This window comes from Micromonospora sp. NPDC023644, from assembly GCF_040640115.1.
Lineage (GTDB): Bacteria > Actinomycetota > Actinomycetes > Mycobacteriales > Micromonosporaceae > Micromonospora.
Genome location: NZ_JBFABA010000070.1, coordinates 1 through 24138 on the forward strand (window position 1 = coordinate 1; position 24138 = coordinate 24138).

Sequence of the window (24138 nt, forward strand, 5' to 3'; positions counted from 1 at the left end):
CCGCCGACGTGCTGCCCGACGACGCCGTGCTGGCCGTCGCCGTGCAGCGCAAGGACCGGCCGGAGGCGCACGCGCTCCTGCACGCCCTGGCCGAGTTGCACGTGCATGGCGTTCCGGTGAGCTGGCGGCCGTGGTTCGCCGACACCGGCGCGCGCCGGGTCGACCTGCCCACGTACGCCTTCCAGCGGGAGCGGTACTGGCCCGAGCCGGCGGGCCGGCCACGACAGACGGCGACCCACGGCGGCGACGCCGACTTCTGGGACGCGGTGGAACGCGCCGACCTGACCGCCCTCGCCGCGCAGTTCGGCGACGACGGCGCGGCCCTGGACGCCCTCACCCCGGCCCTGCCCGTCCTGTCGACCTGGCACCGGGCGCGCACGCGGCGGGCGGTCGTGGACGGCTGGTCGTACCGGGTCGGGTGGAAGCGGACCGACATCACCGCCGACCCGGCGCGGCCCGGCGTGTGGCTGCTCGTGACGGCGGAGGACGACCTGGCGGACGGCACCCGGGCGGAGGCGGTCACCAAGGCCCTCGCCGAGGTCGGCGCCGACGTGGTCCGGCTCACCGTCGACCCGGTCGGCACCGACCGGGCGGGCCTCGCCCGACGGCTGGCCGACGCGCTGGCCGACGGGCCCGTCACCGGCGTGCTCTCCCTGCTCGGCCTCCGCGACCAGCCGCACCCCACCCACCCGGCCGTGCCGGTCGGGACGGCCGCGACGCTGCTGCTGCTCCAGGCCCTGCACGACACCGGGGCGACGGCCCGGCTGTGGTGCCTGACCCAGGGCGCGGTCAGCACCGGCGACGGGGACACGGTGCACGGCGTCGCCCAGAGCGGACTCTGGGGCCTGGGGCTCGTGGCCGGCCTGGAACACCCCCAGCTGTGGGGTGGACTGGTGGACCTGCCCGACCAGGTCGACGCGACGGCGTGGGACCGGCTGGCGCGGGTGGTGACCGGTTCCGGCGACGAGGACCAGCTGGCCGTACGCCCCTCCGGGGTGTTCGTCCGGCGCCTGGTCCGCTCGGCACCCGCCGCCCCCGACGCGGCGGAGCGGTGGCGGCCGTCCGGCACGGTGCTGGTCACCGGCGGCACGGGCGCGCTGGGCGCCCACGTGGCCCGGTGGGCGGCGGCCAACGGCGCCGCTCACGTCGTGCTGACCAGCCGCCGGGGCGAGCGCGCCCCGGGGGCGGCGGAGCTGCGCGAGGAGCTGACCGCGCAGGGCGTCCGGACGTCGGTCGTCGCCTGCGACGTGGCCGACCGCGACCAGGTGGCGGCCCTGCTGGCGCGGCTCGACGAGGACCCCGCGCCGCTGACGGCCGTGGTCCACGCGGCGGGCGCCGGCGAGTCCGGCCTGATCGCCGACACCGACCTGGCCGCGTTCGCCGGTGTGCTCGACGGCAAGGTCGCCGGCGCGCTGCACCTGGACGCCCTGCTCGGGGACCGGCCGCTGGACGCGTTCGTGCTCTTCTCCTCCATCGCCGGGGTGTGGGGCAGCGGCGGGCAGTCCGCCTACGCCGCGGGCAACGCCTTCCTCGACGCGCTGGCGGAGCACCGGCGCGGACGGGGCCTGCCGGCGACCTCCGTGGCCTGGGGACCCTGGGCCGACGGCGGCATGGCCACCGGCGAGGCCCAGCGACTGCTGGCCCGGCGCGGCCTGACCGCGATGGCACCGGCCGAGGCCGTGCACGCCATGCGGTACGCCGTCGGCCTGCCCCGGGCGGCGCTGACCGTGGTGGACGTCGACTGGGCGGTCTTCGCTCCGGCGTACGCCTCGGCCCGCCCCCGACCGCTGCTCGACGACATCGCCGAGGTCCGGGAGGCGCTGCACGCCCGCGCCGAGGAGCAGCCGGGCGGCGTCGCCGACGCCCTCCGGGACCACCTGCTCACCCTGCCCCGCCCCGAGCGGGTCCGGCACCTCGTCGACCTGGTCCGTACCCACGCCTCCGCCGTGCTCGGCCACGCGGGCACGGACCGGGTCAAGCCCCAGCGCGCCTTCAAGGAACTCGGGTTCGACTCGTTGACGGCGGTCGAGCTGCGCAACCGACTGACCGGGGCCACCGGCCTGTCGCTGCCGGCGACCCTCGTCTTCGACTACCCGAACCCGGCCGTGCTCGCCGAGAACCTGCTCGACGGACTGGTGCCCGAGGCGGCGCAGGCCGACGACGGCGACCCGGCGGAGGCGGCCGTCCGGCAGGCGCTCGCGACGATCCCGCTGGCCCGCATCCGCGAGGCCGGGCTGCTGGACCTGCTGCTCAACCTCACCGACGCCGACGGCGGTCCCCGCGACGAGTCCACCGACGAGGCCCTGGACCTCGACGAGCTCGACACCGACACCCTCGTCAGGCTGGCGCTTGACGGAACCGATTCCTGACCGTTGTCCCCAGTACGGAGCTCATGATGTCTACGTCCGCAGACAAGGTCGTCGAGGCGCTTCGCGCGTCACTCAAGGAGACGGGCCGCCTCCGCCAGCTCAACCAGCAGCTGACCGCTGCCGCCCGGGAGCCCATCGCGATCGTCGCGATGTCCTGCCGCTACCCGGGCGGCGTCGCCAGCCCCGAGCAGCTCTGGGATCTGGTGGCCTCCGGCGGCGACGCGATCGGCGGTTTCCCGACGGACCGCGGCTGGGACCTGGACAACCTGTACGACCCGGACGCCGACCGGGCCGGCCGGTCCACCACCCGCGAGGGCGGCTTCCTCTACGACGCGGCCGACTTCGACGCCGAGTTCTTCGGCATCTCGCCCCGCGAGGCCATGGCGATGGACCCCCAGCAGCGGCTGCTGCTGGAGACGTCGTGGGAGGCGTTCGAGCACGCCGGGATCGCGCCCGCCTCCATGCGCGGGCAGAAGGTCGGCGTCTTCGTCGGGACCGCCGCCAACGGCTACGGGATGGGGCCGCAGAGCGAGGCCGAGGGCACCGACGAGGGCTACCTGCTGACGGGTACGGCCACCAGCGTCGTCTCCGGGCGGATCGCGTACGCCCTCGGCCTGGAGGGCCCCGCGGTCACGGTCGACACCGCCTGCTCGTCGTCGCTGGTCGCCCTGCACCTGGCGTGCCAGGCGCTGCGGCAGGGCGACTTCGACCTGGCCCTGGCCGGCGGCGTGTGCGTCATGGCCACCCCTGGCCCCTTCGTGGGCTTCTCCCGGCAGCGGGGGCTCGCCCCCGACGGCCGGTGCAAGTCGTTCGCCGCCGCCGCAGACGGCACGGGCTGGTCCGAGGGCGTCGGCATCCTGCTGGTGGAGCGGCTGTCGGACGCGCAGCGCAAGGGGCACCCCGTCCTCGCCGTGATCCGGGGCAGCGCCGTCAACCAGGACGGCGCGTCCAACGGCCTCACCGCGCCCAACGGCCCGGCCCAGCAGCGGGTGATCCGGCAGGCCCTCGCCAACGCCCGGCTGACCACGGCCGACGTGGACGCCGTCGAGGCGCACGGCACCGGCACCGTCCTCGGCGACCCGATCGAGGCGCAGGCGCTGCTGGCCACGTACGGGCGGGACCGCCCCGCCGACCGGCCGCTGCTGCTCGGCTCGATCAAGTCGAACATCGGTCACAGCCAGTCCGCCGCGGGCGTGGCCGGCGTGATCAAGATGGTGATGGCGATGCGGCACGGGCTCGTCCCGTCCACCCTGCACGTGGACGAGCCGACGCCCAAGGTGGACTGGTCGGCGGGCGAGGTGTCGCTGGTGACCGAGGCCCGGCCGTGGCCGGTGACCGACCGTCCCCGGCGGGCGGCCGTCTCGTCGTTCGGCATCTCCGGCACGAACGCGCACACCATCCTGGAGGAGCCGCCCGCCCCCGACGCCGACGGCACGACCCCCGCTGACGCCCGCCCGGCACCCGCCGTCACCCTGCCGGTGGTGCCCGTGCTGCTGTCCGCCCGGTCGGACGCCGCGCTGACCGCGCAGGCGGGCCGCTGGGCCCGGTGGCTGGACGCCGACGAGACCCTCCGACCGGTGGACGTCGGCTGGTCGTCGGTGGTGTCGCGCTCCGCGCTGGAACACCGCGCGGTGCTCACCGCCACCGACCGCGAGGACCTGCTGGCCGGCCTGCGCGCCCTCGCCGCCGGGCAGCCGTCCGGCGCGGTGGTCGCCGGGCAGGCCGCCGACCGGGGCCCGCTCGCGGTGCTCTTCTCCGGCCAGGGCGCGCAGCGCGCCGGCATGGGCCGGGAGCTGTACGCGGAGTTCCCCGTCTTCGCCGCCGCGCTGGACGAGGTGTGCGGGCGGCTCGACCCGCTGCTGCCGCGCCCGCTGCGGGAGGTGCTGTTCGCGGCCGAGGGCTCGGCAGAGGCGGAGCTGCTGGACCAGACCGTCTTCACCCAGGCCGGCCTCTTCGCGGTCGAGGTGGCACTGTTCCGCCTCGTCGAGTCGTTCGGTGTGGTGCCGGACTTCGTGGGCGGGCACTCGATCGGCGAGGTCGCCGCCGCGCACGTGGCCGGGGTGCTGTCCCTGGCCGACGCGGCGGCGCTGGTGGCGGCGCGGGGCCGGCTGATGCAGGCGCTGCCCACCGGCGGCGGCATGCTCGCCATCGCCGCCCCGGAGGAGGCGGTGGCCGAGTCGATCGCGGCCCTGGCCGGCCGGATCGGCGTCGCGGCGGTCAACGGGCCCACCTCGGTCGTGGTCTCCGGCGCCGTCGAGGCCCTCGACGAGGTCGAGCGGCTCTGGCGGGAGCGGGGCGCGCGGACGCGCCGGCTCACCGTCAGCCACGCGTTCCACAGCCCGCTGATGGAGCCGATGCTCGCCGAGTTCCGCGCCGTCCTGGACGGGTTGACGTTCGCCGCGCCGGCGCTGCCCATCGTGTCGAACGTGACCGGGGCGCTCGCCGACGCCGACGAGATCCGCACCGCCGACTACTGGGTGCGCCACGTCCGGGAGGCCGTCCGCTTCGCCGACGGGGTCGCCGCGCTGCGCGACGCGGGCGTGGACACGTTCCTGGAGATCGGCCCGCGCAGCGTGCTGACCGCGATGACCCGGGACGTGCTGGACGGGCAGGAGCCGGCGGACGCCGACGACACCCCCGTCATCGCGGTGCCCGTCCTGCGCGCCGACCGTCCCGAGGCCCCGGCCCTGCTCGCCGCGCTGTCCGAGCTGCACGTCAACGGGGCCACCGTCGACTGGCCGGCCCTCTACTCCGGCGCCGGGGCGACCCCGGTCGCCCTGCCCACGTACGCGTTCCAGCGGCAGCGCTACTGGCCCGAGCAGATGCCGGTGTCGGTCACCGGCCCGGTCAGCCCGGACGTGGTGGACGTCGAGTTCTGGTCGGCGGTGGAGCGCTCCGACGTGGCGGCGCTGGCGGCGCAGTTCGGCGACGAGGGGGCGGACGTCCTGGCCCCGGCCCTGCCGGTCCTGTCGTCCTGGCGCAAGGCGCGGCTGCGGGACGCCGTCGTCGACGGCTGGTCGTACCGGGTGGTGTGGAAGCGCAGCGCCGCCCCCGCGCCGGTCAGCCCGTCGGGCCGCTGGCTGCTGGTGGAGCCGGCCGGCGACGTGCCCGCGACGGAGTGGGCCGAGGCGCTCGCGGAGACGCTGACCGCCGCCGGCGGCGAGGTGTCCCGGCTGGCGGTGGACCCGACGGCGGAGCGCGAGCAGGTGACGTCGCGGGTGGCCGAGGCCGTGGGGGACGCCCGGTTCGCCGGGATCGTCTCCCTGCTGGGCCTGCTGGACCGGCCGCACCCCGGTCACCCGGCGGTGCCGCTCGGCACGGCCGCCACGATGGCGCTGGTGCAGGCCCTGCACGCGGCCGACGTCGCGGCACCGCTGTGGATGGTGACCCGGGGCGCGGTCGGCACCGGGGACACCGACTCGGTCCGCAGTGTCGCCCAGGGCGGCCTGTGGGGCCTGGCGCGGGTCGCCGGGCTGGAACACCCGCAGCTCTGGGGCGGCCTGGTCGACCTGCCGGACGGGCCCGACCGGACCGACTGGGACCACGTGGTGGGCGTCCTGACCGGTGGCGGCCACGAGGACCAGGTCGCCGTGCGGCCCGCCGGCGTGTTCGTGCGGCGCCTGGTGCGCGCCACGCCGGCGGCCGTCGGCGCGGTCGAGCGCTGGCAGCCGTCGGGCACGGTGCTGATCACCGGTGGCACCGGGGCGCTCGGCGCCCACGTGGCCCGCTGGGTGGCGGCCAACGGCGCGGCGCACGTCGTGCTCACCAGCCGCCGGGGCGACCGCGCCCCCGGGGCGGCGGAGCTGCGCGACGAGCTGACCGCGCTCGGCGCCCGGGTGACCCTGGTCGCCGCCGACATGGCCGACCGCGCCCGCGTCGAGGCGCTGCTGCGCGACGTCGACGCCGACGAGGCGCCGCTCACGGCGGTGGTGCACGCCGCCGGGGTGGGCCAGCTGAACATGCTGGCCGACACCGACCTGGCCGGGCTGGCCGGGGTGCTGGACGGCAAGATCGCCGGTGCGGTGCACCTGGACGAGCTGCTGGGCGACCGGCCGCTCGACGCGTTCGTGCTCTTCTCCTCCATCGCCGGCATCTGGGGCAGCGGCGGACAGGCCGCCTACGCCGCCGGCAACGCCTTCCTCGACGCCCTCGCCGAGCGGCGCCGGGCCCGCGGCCTGGCCGCCACCGCCGTCGCCTGGGGCCCCTGGGCCGACGGCGGCATGGCCAGCGGCGAGGGCCAGGAGCTGCTGGCCCGGCGCGGCCTCAGCCCGATGTCCCCGGCCCAGGCCGTGTACGCGCTGCGCAGCGCGGTGGGCCGCGCCGTGCCGTCGGTGACCGTGGCGGACGTCGACTGGTCCCTGTTCACCCCGGCGTTCGCCGCCGCCCGCGCCCGCCCCCTGCTGGACGACATCGCCGAGGCCCGCGACGCCCTGCGCGTGGTCGACGCGGAACCGGAGGACACCGCCGGCGGCGGGCTGCGGCAGCACCTGCTGACGCTGCCCCGCGCCGAACAGGACCGGTACCTGACCGACCTCGTACGCACGCACACCGCCGCCGTGCTCGGCCACTCCGGCACCGAGCTGGTCAAGGCGAACCGGGCGTTCAAGGAACTGGGCTTCGACTCGCTGACGGCGGTCGAGCTGCGTAACCGGCTCGGCGCCGCCACCGGGCTCACCCTGCCCACCACCCTCGTCTTCGACTACCCGAACCCGGCCGCCCTCGCCGACCACCTCTCGGCCACGCTGCGCCTGCACGAGGTCGACACCGTCACCACCTGGGGCCCCGCCGGGCCGGTGGACGACGACCCGATCGTCATCGTCGGCATGAGCTGCCGGTACCCGGGCGGCGTGGCCAACCCCGACGACCTGTGGGACTTGGTCGCCACCGGGCGCGACGGGATCAGTGGCTTCCCCGAGGACCGGCACTGGGACATGGGCCGGCTGCTGGCCGTCGACGCCGACGGGCGACCCGTGTCGCACACCCGCGAGGGCGGCTTCGTCGATGGCGCCACCACGTTCGACCCCGGCTTCTTCGGCATCTCGCCGCGCGAGGCGGTCGCCATGGACCCGCAGCAGCGCCTGCTGCTGGAAGCGTCCTGGGAGGCCATGGAGCAGGCCGGGATCGACCCGGACGAGCTGCGCGGCAGCCGTACCGGCGTGTTCGTCGGCGCCTCCCCGTCGGGCTACGGCACCACCGACACCCCGGCGGAACTGGCCGGCTACCAGCTCACGGGCGGCGCGCACAGCGTCATCTCCGGCCGGGTGTCGTACACCTTCGGGCTGGAGGGCCCGGCGGTGACGGTCGACACCGCCTGCTCGTCGTCCCTGGTGGCGGTGCACCTCGCCGCCCAGGCGCTGCGCGGCGGCGAGTGCGACATGGCGCTGGCCGGCGGCGTCACCGTCATGGTGACCCCCGGTGCCTTCGTCGAGTTCTCCCGCCAGGGCGGCCTCGCCCCGGACGGGCGTTGCAAGTCCTTCGCCGCCGACGCCGACGGCACCGGCTGGTCGGAGGGGGTCGGCGTGCTGCTGGTCCAGCGGCTCTCCGACGCCCGGCGGCAGGGCCGCCAGGTGCTCGCCGTGATCGCCGGCAGCGCCGTCAACCAGGACGGCGCGTCCAACGGCCTCACCGCCCCCAACGGGCCGGCCCAGCAGCGGGTGATCCGGCAGGCCCTCGCGAACGCGCGGCTGACCACGGCCGACGTCGACGCCGTCGAGGCGCACGGCACCGGCACGACGCTCGGCGACCCCATCGAGGCGCAGGCCCTGCTGGCGACCTACGGCCAGGGCCGCCCCGCCGACCGGCCGCTGCTGCTCGGCTCGATCAAGTCGAACATCGGCCACAGCCAGGCCGCCGCCGGCGTCGCCGGCATGATCAAGATGGTGCAGGCGATGCGGTACGGCCTGCTCCCGCAGACCCTGCACCTCGACGAGCCGACCCCCCACGTGGACTGGTCCGCCGGCGCGGTGTCCCTGCTGGCCGAGGCGCGTCCCTGGCCGGCGGTGGACCGGCCGCGCCGGGCCGCCGTGTCGTCGTTCGGCATCAGCGGTACGAACGTCCACCTGATCCTGGAGCAGCCGCCCGTGCCGACCGGCGGAGACGAGCCGGACGCCGGCGACGAGCCGTCCCGGACGCCGTCGGTGGTGCCCGTGCTGCTCTCGGCCCGCGACGCGGCGGGGCTGTCGGCGCAGGCCGGACGCTGGGCGCAGTGGCTCGGCGACACCGACACCCCGCGTCCGCTCGACGTGGCGTGGTCGTCGCTGGCGTCGCGGTCCGTGCTGGAGCACCGCGCGGTCGTGTCCGGCGGGAGCTGGGACGAGCTGCTGGCGGGGCTGGAAGCCGTGGCGGCGGGCGAGCCCGCGGTCGGCGTGGTCACCGGCCCGGGCGGGCAGCGGGGCCAGCTCGCCCTGCTCTTCTCGGGTCAGGGTGCGCAGCGCGCCGGCATGGGCCGGGAGCTGTCCGCCGCGTTCCCGGTCTTCGCCGCCGCGCTCGACGAGGTGTGCGCGCACCTCGACACGCTGCTGCCGCGTCCGCTGCGGGAGGTGCTCTTCGCCGAGGCGGGTTCCGTCGAGGCGGAGCTGCTGGACCAGACGGTGTTCACGCAGGCCGGCCTGTTCGCGGTCGAGGTGGCGCTGTTCCGGCTTGTGGAGTCGTTCGGGATCGTGCCGGACATGCTGGCCGGCCACTCGATCGGTGAGGTCACGGCCGCACACGTCGCGGGGGTGCTGTCCCTGGCTGACGCGTGCGCCCTCGTGGCCGCGCGGGGTCGGCTGATGCAGGCGCTGCCGGCGGGCGGCGGGATGCTGGCGGTGGCTGCCGCCGAGGCGGAGGTGGCGGAGTCGATCGCCGGGCTGACCGACCGGGTCGGTATCGCGGCCGTCAACGGTCCGACGTCGGTGGTCGTGTCGGGTGCCGTCGAGGTGCTGGACGAGGTGGAGCGGGTCTGGCGGGACCGAGGCATCCGCACCCGCCGGCTGACGGTCAGCCACGCGTTCCACAGCCCTCTGATGGAGCCGATGCTCGACGAGTTCCGGGCGGTGCTGTCCGGGCTCACCTTCGCCGCGCCGTTGCTGCCGATCGTGTCAAACGTGACCGGCGCGCTCGCCGACGCCGAGGAGATCCGTACGGCCGACTACTGGGTGCGGCACGTGCGCGAGGCGGTGCGTTACGCCGACGGGATCGTCGCCCTGCGCGAGGCGGGGGTGGATACGTTCCTGGAGGTGGGCCCGCAGAGCGTCCTGACCGCGATGGCCGCGGACGTGCTGCCCGACGACGAGGCCGTGCTGGCGGTCGCCGTGCAGCGCAAGGACCGGCCGGAGGCGCACGCGCTGCTGCACGCCCTGGCCGAGCTGCACGTGCACGGCGTTCCGGTGAGCTGGCAGCCGTGGTTCGCCGACACGGGCGCGCGCCGGGTGGACCTGCCCACGTACGCCTTCCACCGGGAGCGGTACTGGCTGCCGCCGGCCGGCCAGTCGGCCGACGTCTCGGGCGCGGGCCTCGGTGTGGCGCGGCACCCGCTGCTCGGCGCGGCGGTGTCGGTCGCCGGCGAAGACATGGTGGTGCTGACCGGCCGGCTGTCGGTGTCGACCCATGCGTGGCTGGCCGACCACGTCGTGTCCGGCGCCGTGGTCGTGCCGGGCACCGCCCTGGTGGACCTCGTCGTCCGGGCGGGCGACGAGGTCGGTGCCTCCCGCGTACGTGAGCTGACCGTGCTCGCCCCGCTCGTGCTGCCCGCCACCGGCGGCGGGGTACGGGTGCAGGTCCGGGTGGGTCCCGTCGACGCGACGGGCACCCGGTCGGTGACCGTGCACTCCCAGCCCGAGGACGACCCGGAGGAGGGGTGGACCCGGCACGCCGACGGCCTCGTCGGCGCGCCCACCGCCGACGAGCCCACGCTGGGCGCGTGGCCGCCGCCCGGCGCGTCCGAGGTGGACGTCACCGGTTGGTACGCGACGGTTGCCGAGCACGGCCTCTCCTACGGACCGGTCTTCCGGGGCCTACGCCGGGCGTGGACCGCCGAGGGCGAGGTGTTCGCCGAGGTCGCCCTCCCCGACGAGGTGATCGGTGATCCGGCGGGCTTCGGGGTGCACCCGGCGCTGCTGGACGCCGCCCTGCACCCCGTCGGGCTGCTGCCCGCCGACGGGGCGGGCGGCGGGGCGCGGGTGCCGTTCGCGTTCGAAGGAGTGCAGGTCCACGCGGTCGGGGCACGGACGCTCCGGGTCCGCCTCACCGCCTCCGGCAGCTCCGTGCGCCTGGTCGCCGTCGACGAGACGGGTGTGCCGGTGGTGTCGGTGGACTCGCTGACGCTGCGCGAGATGACCGGACTGGCGGCGCCCCCGGACGAGGCGAACCGCTCCCTGTTCGAGGTGTCCTGGCAGCCCGAGCAGATCACCGCGCCCGACGGCGGGTACGGCTGGATCCTGCTCGGTGACCGCCCGCTCGACGGCGCGCCGCAGCTTCCGGCGTACGCCGACGTCGCGGCGGTGACCACGGCGGTGGCGGACGGCACCGCCCCTGCCCCCGCAGCGCTGCTGCTGCCCGTCGCCCCGGCGGCAGCCGGGGCGGACGTGCCCGCCGCGGTGCGGTCGGTCACGGCGGACGTGCTCGGCGCGGTGCAGGCCTGGCTGGCCGCCGACCCCCTCGCGGACTCGCGGCTGGTCGTGGTGACCCGCGGCGCGGTGGCCACCGGCACGGACGACCGCGTCACGGACCTGGCGGGGGCGGCGGTCTGGGGCCTGCTGCGCTCGGCCCAGTCGGAACACCCCGGCCGGATCGTGCTGGCCGACCTCGAACCGGGTGCCGACCTGGACGCCGGCCTGCTGGCCCTGCTCGCCGCGGCCGCCGACGACGCGGGCCTCGGCGGGCAACTCGCGGTGCGGGCGGGCACGGCGTACCTGCCGCGGCTGGTCCGCGCCACCGGTGGCGCGCGCACCCCGGCGGCCCTCGGCCAGGGAACCGTCCTGGTGACCGGTGGCACCGGGTCGCTGGGCGCCCTGGTGTCGGAACACCTCGTCACCGCGTACGGCGTGCGTTCGCTGGTGCTGGCGTCCCGCCAGGGCCCGGCGGCCCCCGGCGCCGACCAGCTGGTGCAGCGGCTGGCCGCGCTGGGCGCGGCCGCCCGGGTGGTCGCCACGGACGTGACCGACCGCGCGCGGGTCGGCGAGCTGGTCCGGGCGATCACCGCCGAGGACCGGTTGGCCGGTGTGGTCCACACGGCCGGCGTCCTGGACGACGGCGTGGTCAGCGGGATCACCGCCGAGCGGTTGGCGGACGTGCTGGCCCCGAAGGTCACGGCGGGCTGGTGGCTGCACGAGGCGACTGCCGAGCTGGACCTCGACCTGTTCGTGCTCTTCTCCTCCGTCGCCGGGGTGCTCGGCTCTCCCGGCCAGGCCGCCTACGCGGCCGGCAACGCCTTCCTGGACGCCCTCGCCCTGCTGCGGGCGCAGCGTGGGCTGCCCGCGGTGAGCCTCGCGTGGGGCATGTGGGACACGGACGGCATGGCCGCGTCGATCAACGACGCCGACCGCGCCCGGGTGACCCGGGCCGGTCTGGTCCCGATGACCGCCCCGGTCGGGCTCGGGCTGTGGGACGCCGCCCTGGCCCACGGCGGCGCGGCGCTGGTACCGGCGGTGGTCGACCTGCCCGCCATGCGGGCGCAGACCGCCGCCGGCCGGGTGCCCCCGATGCTGCGGGCCCTGGTGGGACCGACCGCGAAGCGTCGCCGTTCCGGCACCGGAGCGTGGGCCGACCGGCTGGCCGGGCTCGACCCGCAGGAGGCGCGGACGCAGGTGGCCCTGCTGGTCCGCGGGATGATCGCGCAGGTCCTCGGCCACAGTGGCGCCGACCAGGTGCCGGCGGACCGGGCGTTCCGGGAGCTGGGCTTCGACTCGCTGACCGCCGTGGAGCTGCGCAACCGGATCAACAGCGCGACCGGGCTGCGGCTCACCTCGACGCTCGTCTTCGACTACCCGACCCCCGGCGCCCTGTCGGAGCACCTGTACGAACAGCTGTCCGGCCAGGTCGCCGAGCAGCAGGACGCCGTGCGGGCGACCACCGTCGACGAGCCGATCGCCATCGTCGGCATGGCCTGCCGCTACCCGGGCGGCGTGACGAGCCCGCAGCAGCTGTGGGACCTGGTCGCCGCCGGGGCCGACGGCATCGGCGAGTTCCCCACCGACCGGGGCTGGGACCTCGACCGGATCTTCCACCCCGACCCGGACAACCCCGGCACCTCGTACACCCGGCACGGTGGCTTCCTGTACGGGGCCGCCGAGTTCGACCCGGACTTCTTCGGGATCTCGCCGCGCGAGGCGATCGCGATGGACCCGCAGCAGCGGCTGCTGCTGGAGACCTCGTGGGAGACGTTCGAGTCCGCCGGTCTCGACCCGTCGCGGCTGCGCGGCAGCCGGACCGGCGTCTTCGCCGGGTTGATGTACCACGACTACGCCTCCGGCGTGCAGGATCTGCCCGAGGGCGTGGGCGGCTACCTCGGCACCGGCACCTCCGGCAGCGTGCTGTCCGGTCGGGTGGCGTACACGTTCGGGCTGGAGGGCCCGGCGGTGACCGTGGACACCGCGTGCTCGTCGTCGCTGGTGGCGCTGCACCTGGCGGTGCAGGCGTTGCGCAGCGGCGAGTGTGATCTGGCGTTGGCCGGCGGTGTGACGGTGATGGCGACGCCGGGGACGTTCATCGAGTTCTCGCGCCAGCGTGGCCTGTCGCAGGACGGCCGGTGCAAGTCGTTCGCCGCGTCGGCCGACGGCACGGGCTGGTCCGAGGGCGTCGGGGTGCTGCTGGTGCAGCGGCTCTCGGACGCGCGGCGGGAGGGCCGGCGGATCTACGCGATCGTGCGCGGCACGGCCGTGAACCAGGACGGCGCGTCGAACGGCCTGACGGCGCCGAACGGTCCGTCGCAGCAGCGGGTGATCCGGCAGGCCCTGGCGAACGCGCGGCTGACCACCGCCGACGTGGACGCCGTCGAGGCGCACGGCACCGGCACGACGCTCGGCGACCCGATCGAGGCGCAGGCGCTGCTGGCGACGTACGGGCAGGACCGCCCGCAGGACCGTCCGCTGTGGCTGGGCTCGATCAAGTCGAACATCGGGCACACCCAGGCCGCCGCCGGGGTGGCCGGCATCATCAAGATGATCATGGCGATGCGCAATGGGCTGCTGCCGTCGACGCTGCACGTGGACGAGCCGTCCCCGCACATCGAATGGAGCGCCGGGGCCGTCTCCCTGCTCACCGAGGCGCGCGACTGGCCCGCGGCGGGCCGGCCCCGCCGCGCGGCGGTCTCGTCGTTCGGAGTCAGCGGCACCAACGCCCACGTGATCATCGAGCAGCCGCCCGCCGAGGCGGAGCAGACCCGGGGCGGGGACGCGCCGACCCCCGGCGACGAACCCGCCGCCGGGCTGGTGCCGACCCCGGTGCTGCTCTCGGCCCGATCCGAGGCCGCCGTCGCGGCACAGGCGGACCGCTGGGCCCGCTGGATCGCCGGTGACGAGGAACTGCGCCCCGTCGACGTCGGCTGGTCGTCGACCGTCAGCCGGGCCGTACTGGAGCACCGCGCGGTCGTCACCGCGACGGACCGGGACGAACTGCTGGCCGGGCTGCGCGCCCTCGCCGCCGGTGAGCCGGCCGCCGCCGTGGTCACCGGCACCGGCACGACGCGTACCCAGCTGGCCGTGCTCTTCTCCGGTCAGGGTGCCCAGCGCGCCGGCATGGGCCGGGAGCTGGCCGCCGGGTTCCCGGTCTTCGCCGCCGCGCTGGACGAGGTGTGCGCGCAGCTCGACCCGCTGCTGCCGCGCCCGCTGCGGGAGGTGCTGTTCGCGGCCGAGGGCTCGGCAGAGGCGGAGCTGCTGGACCAGACCGCCTTCACCCAGGCGGGCCTGTTCGCGGTCGAGGTGGCGCTGTTCCGGCTGGTGGAGTCGTTCGGCATCGTGCCCGACGTGGTCGCCGGTCACTCGATCGGTGAGATCACGGCCGCGTACGTCGCCGGGGTGCTGTCCCTGGCCGACGCGTGCGCGCTCGTCGCCGCGCGGGGCCGGCTGATGCAGGCGCTGCCGGCCGGCGGCGGCATGCTGGCCGTGGCGGCGGACGAGGCCGCGGTGGTGGAGTCCCTCGCGGGCCTGACCGACCGCGTCGGTGTCGCGGCCGTCAACGGGCCTACCGCCGTGGTCGTGTCGGGCGCCGTCGACGCGCTGGACGAGGTGGAGCGGCTCTGGCGGGACCGGGGTGCCCGCACCCGCCGGCTGACCGTGAGCCACGCGTTCCACAGCCCGCTGATGGAGCCGATGCTCGACGAGTTCCGCGCGGTCGTGGCGGGGCTGACGTTCCGGGCGCCGCTGCTGCCGGTGGTGTCGAACCTGACCGGGGCGCTTGCCGAAGCGCAGGAGATCACCCGCGCCGAGTACTGGGTCCGGCACGTCCGCGACGCCGTCCGCTACGCCGACGGCATCGCCACCCTGCGTGCCACCGGGGTGGACACCTTCCTGGAGATCGGCCCGCAGAGCGTCCTCACCGCGATGAACGCCGACCTGCTCGCCGACGACGCGCTCGCGGTGGCCGCCCAGCGCCGGGACCGTCCCGCCCCGCAGGCGCTGCTGCACGCGCTCGCCGAGCTGCACGTCCACGGCGTCCCGGTGACCTGGACGCAGTGGTTCGCCGACACCGGCGCCGCCCGGGTCGACCTGCCGACGTACGCCTTCCAGCACCAGCGGTACTGGCTCGGCGCGGGCCAGGCGCGTACCCCGGACGTGTCCGGCGCGGGCCTGGGCGTGGCGGGGCACCCGCTGCTCGGCGCGGCGGTCACCGTGGCCGGCGCCGACATGGCGGTGCTGACCGGCCGACTGTCGCTCGCCACCCACGCGTGGCTCGCCGACCACGTCGTCTCCGGCGTGGTGATCGTGCCCGGTACCGCCCTGGTGGAGCTTGCCGTCCGGGCGGGCGACGAGGTGGGCGCGTCGCGGGTGCGGGAGTTGACCGTGGCCGCGCCGCTGGTGCTGCCGGAGGCCGGTGCGGTGCGGGTGCAGGTGCGCGTCGGCGCGGCCGACGAGGCGGGCACCCGGGTCGTGGCGGTGCACTCGCAGTCCGAGGGCGACCCGGAGGCCGAGTGGGTCCAGCACGCGGAGGGCGTGCTGGAGCCGGCGTCGGCCGACGAGCCGGGCGTGGGGGAGTGGCCGCCGGCCGGCGCGTCCGAGCTGGACCTGGCGGGCTGGTACCCGACGCTGGCGGAGCACGGCCTGGCGTACGGGCCGGTGTTCCAGGGGCTGCGTCGGGTGTGGACCGCCGAGGAGGACGTGTACGCCGAGGTGGCGTTGCCGGACGACGCGGCGGCGGATGCCGCCCGGTTCGGGGTGCACCCGGCGCTGCTGGACGCCGCTCTGCACCCGATCGGGCTGCTGCCCGGCACGGAGCAGTCGGGCGGGCCGCGGGTGCCGTTCGCGTTCGAGGGTGTGCAGGTGCACGCCTCCGGCGCGCGGGTGCTGCGGGTGCGGTTGACGCGGGCGGGTTCGGCGGTGCGGCTGGTTGCGTACGACGAGTCGGGTGCGGCCGTGGTGTCGGTGGACTCGCTGGCGCTGCGCGAACTGACCGGCGTGGCCGCGGCGAGCGCGGCGGCCCGCGCGATGTTCGAGCTCACCTGGCAGGCCGAGGAGGTCGCCGCCGCCCGGGAAGTCTCCGGGTGGGCGCTGGTGGGCTCGCCGGCCACCGCCGACCTGCCGGCGTTCGGCGACGTCGAGGCGCTCGTCGCGGCGGTCGACGCCGGTCGGGCGACCGCGCCGAAGGGGCTGGTGCTGCCGGTCGACGCGTCGGATGCCGCCGTCCCGGACGGGGTGCGTACGGCGACGTCGGCCGTGCTCGCGACCGTCCAGTCCTGGCTGGCCGCTGACGTCCTGGCGGACTCCCGGCTGGTGGTGGTGACCCGGGGCGCGGTGTCCGTCCGCGACGAGGACCGGGTGACGGACCTGGCCGCTGCGGCGGTGTGGGGTCTGCTGCGCGCGGCGCAGTCGGAGCACCCGGGTCGCATCGTCCTTGCGGACGTCGACGGTGACGTGGACGCCGGGCTGCTGGGTGTGCTGGGCGCGGTGGCGGACGAGCCGGTGGCGTTCGGTGGTCAGGTGGCGGTGCGTTCCGGTGCGGTGTTCGTGCCGCGTCTGGTGCGTGCGGTCGTCCCGGCGCCGGCGGACGCTCCCGTGGTCGGCGACGGCGCGGTGCTGGTCACCGGCGGTACGGGCGCGCTGGGCGCGCTGGTGGCGGAGCACCTGGTGTCGGTGCACGGGGTGCGGTCGCTGGTGCTGGTGTCGCGGCGTGGCCCGGAGGCTGCGGGTGCGGGCGAGTTGTCGGAGCGGCTGTCCGCGCTGGGTGCTGCCGTTCGGGTGGTGGCGTGTGACGTGACGGACCGGGACCAGGTGTTCGGGCTGGTCGCGGAGGTCGCCGCCGAAGGCCGGTTGGCGGGTGTGGTGCACACCGCCGGTGTCCTGGACGACGGTGTTGTCGAGGGGCTGACGGCGGAGCGGCTTGCGGGGGTGTTGGCGCCGAAGGTGTCGGCGGGTTGGTTCCTGCACGAGGCGACGGCGTCCCTGGACCTGGACTTGTTTGTGGTGTTCTCGTCGGTGGCGGGTGTGCTGGGTTCGCCGGGTCAGTCGGCGTATGCGGCGGGTAACGCGTTCCTGGACGGGTTGGCGGTGTACCGGCGGCAGTTGGGCCTGCCGGCGGTGAGCCTGGCGTGGGGCATGTGGGACACCGCCGGTATGGCGGCGTCGATCGACGAGGCGGATCGGGCGCGCTCGGCGCGGGCGGGTCTGACGCCGATGAGCGCCGAGGTCGGGTTGGAGCTGTTCGACGCGGCGCTGGGCACCGAGCGGGCTGCCCTGGTGCCGGCCGTGATCGACGTACCGGCGATGCGCGCTGCCCTCGGTGCCGGTCCGGTGCCGGCCGTGCTGCGTACGCTGATCGGGTCGATGGCGGCCCGGCGACGGGCCGCGCGGGGCGGCGACTGGGCCGACCAGCTGGCGGGCCTGGCGCCCGACGAGGCGCGCGCCCAGATCGACGTGCTGGTGCGGGGCCTGGTCGCGCAGGTGCTCGGGCACGGCGGCGCGGAGGCCGTGCCGGCCGACCGGGCGTTCCGGGAGCTGGGCTTCGACTCGCTGACCGCCGTGGACCTGCGCAACCGGTTGAACGCGGCCACCGGGCTGCGGCTGGCCTCGACGCTGGTCTTCGACTACCCGACCCCGACCGTGCTCGTCGACCACCTCTACGAGCAGGTCTCCGGGCAGCTCACCGTCCGCCAGACGGCGGTGCGCACCGCCAACACCGACGAGCCGATCGCGATCGTCGGCATGGCGTGTCGCTACCCGGGTGGCGTGGAGTCTCCCGACCAGCTGTGGGCGTTGCTGGCCGGCGGCGGCGACGGGATCTCGGAGTTCCCCACTGATCGCGGCTGGGACCTGGAGAGCCTGTTCGACCCGGACCCGGAGCACAGCGGCACGTCGTACACGCGGCACGGCGGCTTCCTGTACGGGGCGGCGGAGTTCGACCCCGCCTTCTTCGGCATCTCGCCGCGCGAGGCCCTGGCGATGGACCCGCAGCAGCGGTTGCTGCTGGAGGCGTCGTGGGAGTCGTTCGAATCGGCGGGTCTGGATCCGCAGCGGCTGCGGGGCAGCCGGACCGGTGTGTTCGCCGGCGTCATGTACCACGACTACGCCTCGCGCCTCATGGACCTGCCGCCGGACGCCGAGGGCTTTGTCGGCACCGGCACCTCGGGCAGCGTGCTGTCGGGCCGGGTGGCGTACACGTTCGGGCTGGAGGGCCCGGCGGTGACCGTGGACACGGCGTGCTCGTCGTCGCTGGTGGCGCTGCACCTCGCCGCGCAGGCGCTGCGCAGCGGCGAGTGCGACCTCGCGCTGGCCGGTGGCGTGACGGTGATGGCGACGCCGGGAACGTTCATCGAGTTCTCGCGGCAGCGGGGTCTCTCGCAGGACGGCCGCTGCAAGTCGTTCGCCGCGTCGGCCGACGGCACCGGCTGGTCCGAGGGCGTCGGAGTGCTGCTCGTGGAGCGGCTGTCGGACGCGCGACGCAACGGACACCGCGTGTTGGCGGTGGTCCGTGGCACGGCCGTCAACCAGGACGGCGCGTCGAACGGTCTGACCGCCCCGAACGGTCCGTCGCAGCAGCGGGTGATCCACCAGGCCCTGGCGAACGCGCGGCTCACCACCGCCGACGTGGACGCCGTCGAGGCGCACGGCACCGGCACCACTCTGGGTGACCCGATCGAGGCGCAGGCGCTGCTGGCGACGTACGGGCAGGACCGCCCGCAGGACCGGCCGTTGCTGCTGGGGTCGGTGAAGTCGAACATCGGGCACACGCAGGCCGCCGCCGGTGTGGCCGGTGTGATCAAGATGATCATGGCGATGCGGCACGGCCTGGTGCCGCCGACCCTGCACGTGGACGAGCCGTCCCCGCACATCGACTGGACGGCCGGGGCGGTGGCCCTGGCGACCGAGCCGACGCCGTGGCCGCAGGTGGATCGGCCGCGTCGGGCGGCGGTGTCGTCGTTCGGCATCTCCGGCACCAACGCGCACGTGATCATCGAGCAGCCGCCGGCCGAGGCGATCGAGGGCGAGATCGTCGCCCGCGACGTACCGCCGGTCGTGCCAGTGCTGCTGTCGGCCCGCGACGCCGCCGCGCTGTCGGCTCAGGCGGGCCGGTGGGCGCGGTGGCTCGCCGCCGACGAGGCCCCGCGTCCGCTGGACGTCGCCTGGTCCTCGGTCACCACCCGGCCCGCGCTGGAGCAGCGCGCCGTCGCCGTGGTGGGCGACCGCGACGGCCTGCTCTCCGCACTGCGCGCCCTCGACGCGGGCGAGCCCTCCGGGGCTGTCGTGACCGGCTCCGCCGCCGCACGCGGTCAGCTCGCCCTGCTCTTCTCGGGTCAGGGTGCGCAGCGCGCCGGCATGGGCCGGGAGCTGTCCGCCGCGTTCCCGGTCTTCGCCGCCGCGCTCGACGAGGTGTGCGCGCACCTCGACACGCTGCTGCCGCGTCCGCTGCGGGAGGTGCTCTTCGCCGAGGCGGGTTCCGCCGAGGCGGAGCTGCTGGACCAGACCGTGTTCACGCAGGCCGGCCTGTTCGCGGTCGAGGTGGCGCTGTTCCGGCTTGTGGAGTCGTTCGGGATCGTTCCCGACATGCTGGCCGGCCACTCGATCGGTGAGATCACGGCCGCACACGTCGCGGGGGTGCTGTCCCTGGCTGACGCGTGCGCCCTCGTGGCCGCGCGGGGTCGGCTGATGCAGGCGCTGCCGGCCGGCGGTGGCATGCTGGCGGTGGCTGCCGCCGAGGCGGAGGTGGCGGAGTCTCTCGCGGGCATGGGCGACCAGGTCGGGATCGCGGCCGTGAACGGTTCCGCCGCCGTGGTGGTGTCCGGTGCCGTCGACGCCCTCGACGAGGTGGAGCGGGTCTGGCGGGACCGGGGTTTCCGTACCCGCCGGCTGACCGTGAGTCACGCGTTCCACAGTCCGTTGATGGAGCCGATGCTCGGCGAGTTCCGGGCGGTGCTGGACGGGTTGACGTTCGCCGCGCCGCTTCTGCCCGTCGTGTCGAACGTGACCGGCGCGCTCGCCGGTGACGAGATCCGTACGGCCGACTACTGGGTGCGGCACGTGCGGGAGGCAGTGCGTTACGCCGACGGGATCGTCGCCCTGCGCGAGGCGGGGGTGGACACGTTCCTGGAGGTGGGCCCGCAGAGCGTCCTGACCGCGATGGCCGCGGACGTGCTGCCCGACGACGAGGCCGTGCTGGCGGTCGCCGTGCAGCGCAAGGACCGGCCGGAGTCGCACGCGCTGCTGCACGCCCTGGCCGAGCTGCACGTGCACGGAGTTCCCGTGAGCTGGCGGCCGTGGTTCGCCGACACCGGCGCGCGTTGGGTGGACCTGCCCACGTACGCCTTCCAGCACCAGCGCTACTGGCCCGCCGCCAACCGGGCGCGGATGGGTGACGTGTCCGGGGCGGGACTCGGCCGGGCCGAGCACCCGCTGCTCGGCGCGGCGGTGGACCTGGCCGGCGACGACGAGATGGTGCTGACGGGCCGGCTTTCCCTGGCGACGCACCCCTGGCTGGCGGACCACACGGTCTCCGGCCTGACGCTCGTCCCCGGTACCGCCCTGGTCGAGCTGGCCGTGCGAGCCGGCGACGAGGTGGGCCTCTCCCGACTGCGGGAGCTGACCATGGCCGCCCCGCTGGTCGTCCCCGCATCCGGAGGCGTGCGGATCCAGGTGCGGGTCTCCGCGTCGGAGTCGCCGCAGCGCCCCTTCGCCGTCTACTCCCGCCCCGACGACGACCCCGAGGCGGGCTGGACCCGGCACGCGGAGGGCGTGCTGGACTCGTCCACCGCGGGCGAGCCGGACATGGTCGCCTGGCCCCCTGCCGGGGCGTCCGAGGTGGACCTGAGCGGCTGGTATTCGACGCTGGCGGAGCACGGCCTGGCGTACGGGCCGGTCTTCCAGGGGCTCCGGCGTGCCTGGACCGGCGGCGGCGAGGTGTACGCCGAGGTGGTCCTGCCGGACGACGCGGCGGCGGAGGCCGCCGGGTTCGGGGTGCATCCGGCGCTGCTGGATGCCGCTCTGCACCCGATCGGGCTGCTGTCGGGCGCGGAGGAGTCGGGCGGGCCGCGGGTGCCGTTCGCGTTCGAGGGCGTGCAGGTGTACGCCTCGGGCGCGGGGGCGCTGCGGGTGCGCCTGACCCGCAACGGTTCGGGGCTGCGGCTGGCGGCGTACGACGAGGCGGGCGCGCCGGTGGTGTCGGTGGACTCCCTCGCCCTGCGGGAGCTGACCGGCGTGGCCGCGCCGGGCGCGGCGTCGCGGTCGCTGTTCGAGCTGCGGTGGCCGGCCGTGGAGGCCGTCCCCGGCGGGGACGCCGCCGGGTGGGCGCTGCTGGCGGGCGGCCGGGACGTGCCGGCCGAGCTGGCGGCACGGGCCGGGCTGGTCGCGTACGCCGACGTGGCGGCGGTCGCGGGGGCGGAGTCCGTCTCCCGGACGCTACTGCTTCCGGTGTTCCCCGCGCCCGGGTCGGCGGCGGAGACGCCGGAGTCGGTCCGGGCGGTGACCTCGGACCTGCTGACGACGGTGCAGTCCTGGCTCGCGGCGGACGCGCTGGCGGACTCGCGCCTGGTCGTGGTGACCCGGGGCGCGGTGTCCGTTGGGGCCGAGGACCGGGTGACGGATCTGGCGGGCACGGCGGTGTGGGGCCTGCTGCGGTCGGCGCAATCGGAGCACCCGGGCCGGATCGTCCTCGCGGACGTCGACGGTGACCTGGACCCGGCGCTGGTGGCCCTGCTGGACGGCGTCCTGCGGGAACCGGCCACTACCGGCGGCCAGCTGGCCGTCCGCGGGGGCGCGGTGTACTCGCCGCGCCTGGTCCGGGCGGGCGTCACGGCGGCGCAGGCGCCGAGCCTGGGTGACGGCGCGGTGCTGGTGACCGGCGGTACGGGCGCGCTGGGCGCGTTGGTGGCGGAGCACCTGGTGTCGGTGCACGGGGTGCGCTCACTCGTGTTGGTGTCGCGGCGTGGTCCGGAGGCCGCGGGTGCGGGCGAGTTGTCGGAGCGTTTGACCGGGCTGGGCGCGTCGGTTCGGGTGGTGGCGTGTGACGTGACGGACCGGGACCAGGTGTTCGGGCTGGTCGCGGAGGTCGCCGCCGAAGGCCGGTTGGCGGGTGTGGTGCACACCGCCGGTGTCCTGGACGACGGTGTTGTCGAGGGGCTGACGGCGGAGCGGCTTGCGGGGGTGTTGGCGCCGAAGGTGTCGGCGGGGTGGTTCCTGCACGAGGCGACGGCGTCTCTGGGTCTTGATTTGTTTGTGGTGTTCTCGTCGGTGGCGGGTGTGTTGGGTTCGCCGGGTCAGTCGGCGTATGCGGCGGGTAACGCGTTCCTGGACGGGTTGGCGGTGTACCGGCGGCAGTTGGGCCTGCCGGCGGTGAGCCTGGCGTGGGGCATGTGGGACACCGCCGGTATGGCGGCGTCGATCGACGAGGCGGATCGGGCGCGCTCGGCGCGGGCGGGTCTGACGCCGATGAGCGCCGAGGTCGGGTTGGAGCTGTTCGACGCGGCGCTGGGCGCTGATCGCGCGGCGCTCGTGCCGGCCGTCATCGACGTGCCCGCGCTGCGGGCGGCCACCTCCGGCGGCCCCGTACCGGCCGTGCTGCGCACCCTGATCGGGGTGACCAGCACCCGCCGCCAGGCGGGGCAGGGCGGTGGCGGCTGGGCCGACCGGCTCGCCGGGCTGACCGAGGACGAGGGCCGGGCCCAGATCGACGTGCTGGTGCGGGGCCTGGTCGCGCAGGTGCTCGGGCACGGCGGCGCGGAGGCGGTCCCGGCGGACCGGGCGTTCCGGGAGCTGGGCTTCGACTCGCTGACGGCGGTCGAGCTGCGTAACCGGTTGAACGCGGCCACCGGGCTGCGGTTGGCCTCGACGCTGGTCTTCGACTACCCGACCCCGGCGGTGCTCGCCGACCACCTGTGGTCGGAGCTGGCCGGGGTGCGTCAGTCGACCGCCGGCCCGGTCGCCGGCACGGTCCTCGGCACCGACGAGCCGATCGCGATCGTGGGCATGGCCTGCCGCTACCCGGGTGGCGTGGAGTCTCCCGACCAGCTGTGGGAGTTGCTGGCCGGCGGCGGTGACGGAATCTCGGAGTTCCCGGCCGACCGGGGTTGGGACCTGGAGTCCCTGTTCGACCCGGATCCGAACCGCAGCGGTACGTCGTACACGCGGCACGGTGGCTTCCTGTACGGGGCGGCGGAGTTCGACCCCGCCTTCTTCGGCATCTCGCCGCGTGAGGCCCTGGCGATGGATCCGCAGCAGCGGCTGCTGCTGGAGGCGTCGTGGGAGTCGTTCGAGTCCGCGGGGCTCGACCCGCAGCGGCTGCGGGGCAGCCGGACCGGTGTGTTCGCCGGCGTCATGTACCACGACTACGCCTCCCGGCTGATGGACCTGCCGACCGAGGTGGAGGGCTACGTCGGCACGGGCACCTCCGGCAGCGTGCTGTCGGGCCGGGTGGCGTACACGTTCGGGCTGGAGGGCCCGGCGGTGACCGTCGACACCGCCTGCTCGTCGAGCCTCGTGGCGCTGCACCTCGCCGCGCAGGCGTTGCGCAGCGGCGAGTGCGATCTGGCGTTGGCCGGTGGCGTGACGGTGATGGCGACGCCGGGGACGTTCATCGAGTTCTCCCGGCAGCGTGGTCTGTCGCAGGACGGCCGCTGCAAGTCGTTCGCCGCCTCCGCTGACGGGACGGGCTGGTCCGAGGGCGTGGGCGTGCTGCTGGTGCAGCGGCTCTCCGACGCCCAGCGCGAGGGCCGGAAGATCTACGCCGTGGTACGCGGCACGGCCGTGAACCAGGACGGCGCGTCGAACGGTCTGACCGCCCCGAACGGTCCGTCGCAGCAGCGGGTGATCCACCAGGCTCTCGCGAACGCGCGGCTCACCACCGCCGACGTGGACGCCGTCGAGGCGCACGGCACCGGCACGACCCTGGGTGACCCGATCGAGGCGCAGGCGCTGCTGGCGACGTACGGGCAGGACCGCCCGCAGGACCGGCCGTTGCTGCTGGGGTCGGTGAAGTCGAACATCGGGCACACGCAGGCCGCCGCCGGTGTGGCCGGTGTGATCAAGATGATCATGGCGATGCGGCACGGCCTGGTGCCGCCGACCCTGCACGTGGACGAGCCGTCCCCGCACATCGACTGGACCTCCGGGGCGGTGGCCCTCGCCACCGAGCCCACCCCGTGGCCGCAGGT

2 protein-coding genes are annotated in these 24138 nt (G+C 75.8%); both read left to right on the forward strand.

Going from position 1 to position 24138, the window contains the following annotated elements:
* Positions 1–2369: SDR family NAD(P)-dependent oxidoreductase (locus AB0G08_RS27900; RefSeq protein WP_358093210.1), on the forward strand; the 2369-nt coding region annotated here is incomplete at its 5' end.
* Between the two features lie 26 nt (positions 2370–2395).
* On the forward strand, positions 2396–24138 hold a 21743-nt coding region (locus AB0G08_RS27905; protein WP_358093213.1), incomplete at its 3' end, for a type I polyketide synthase.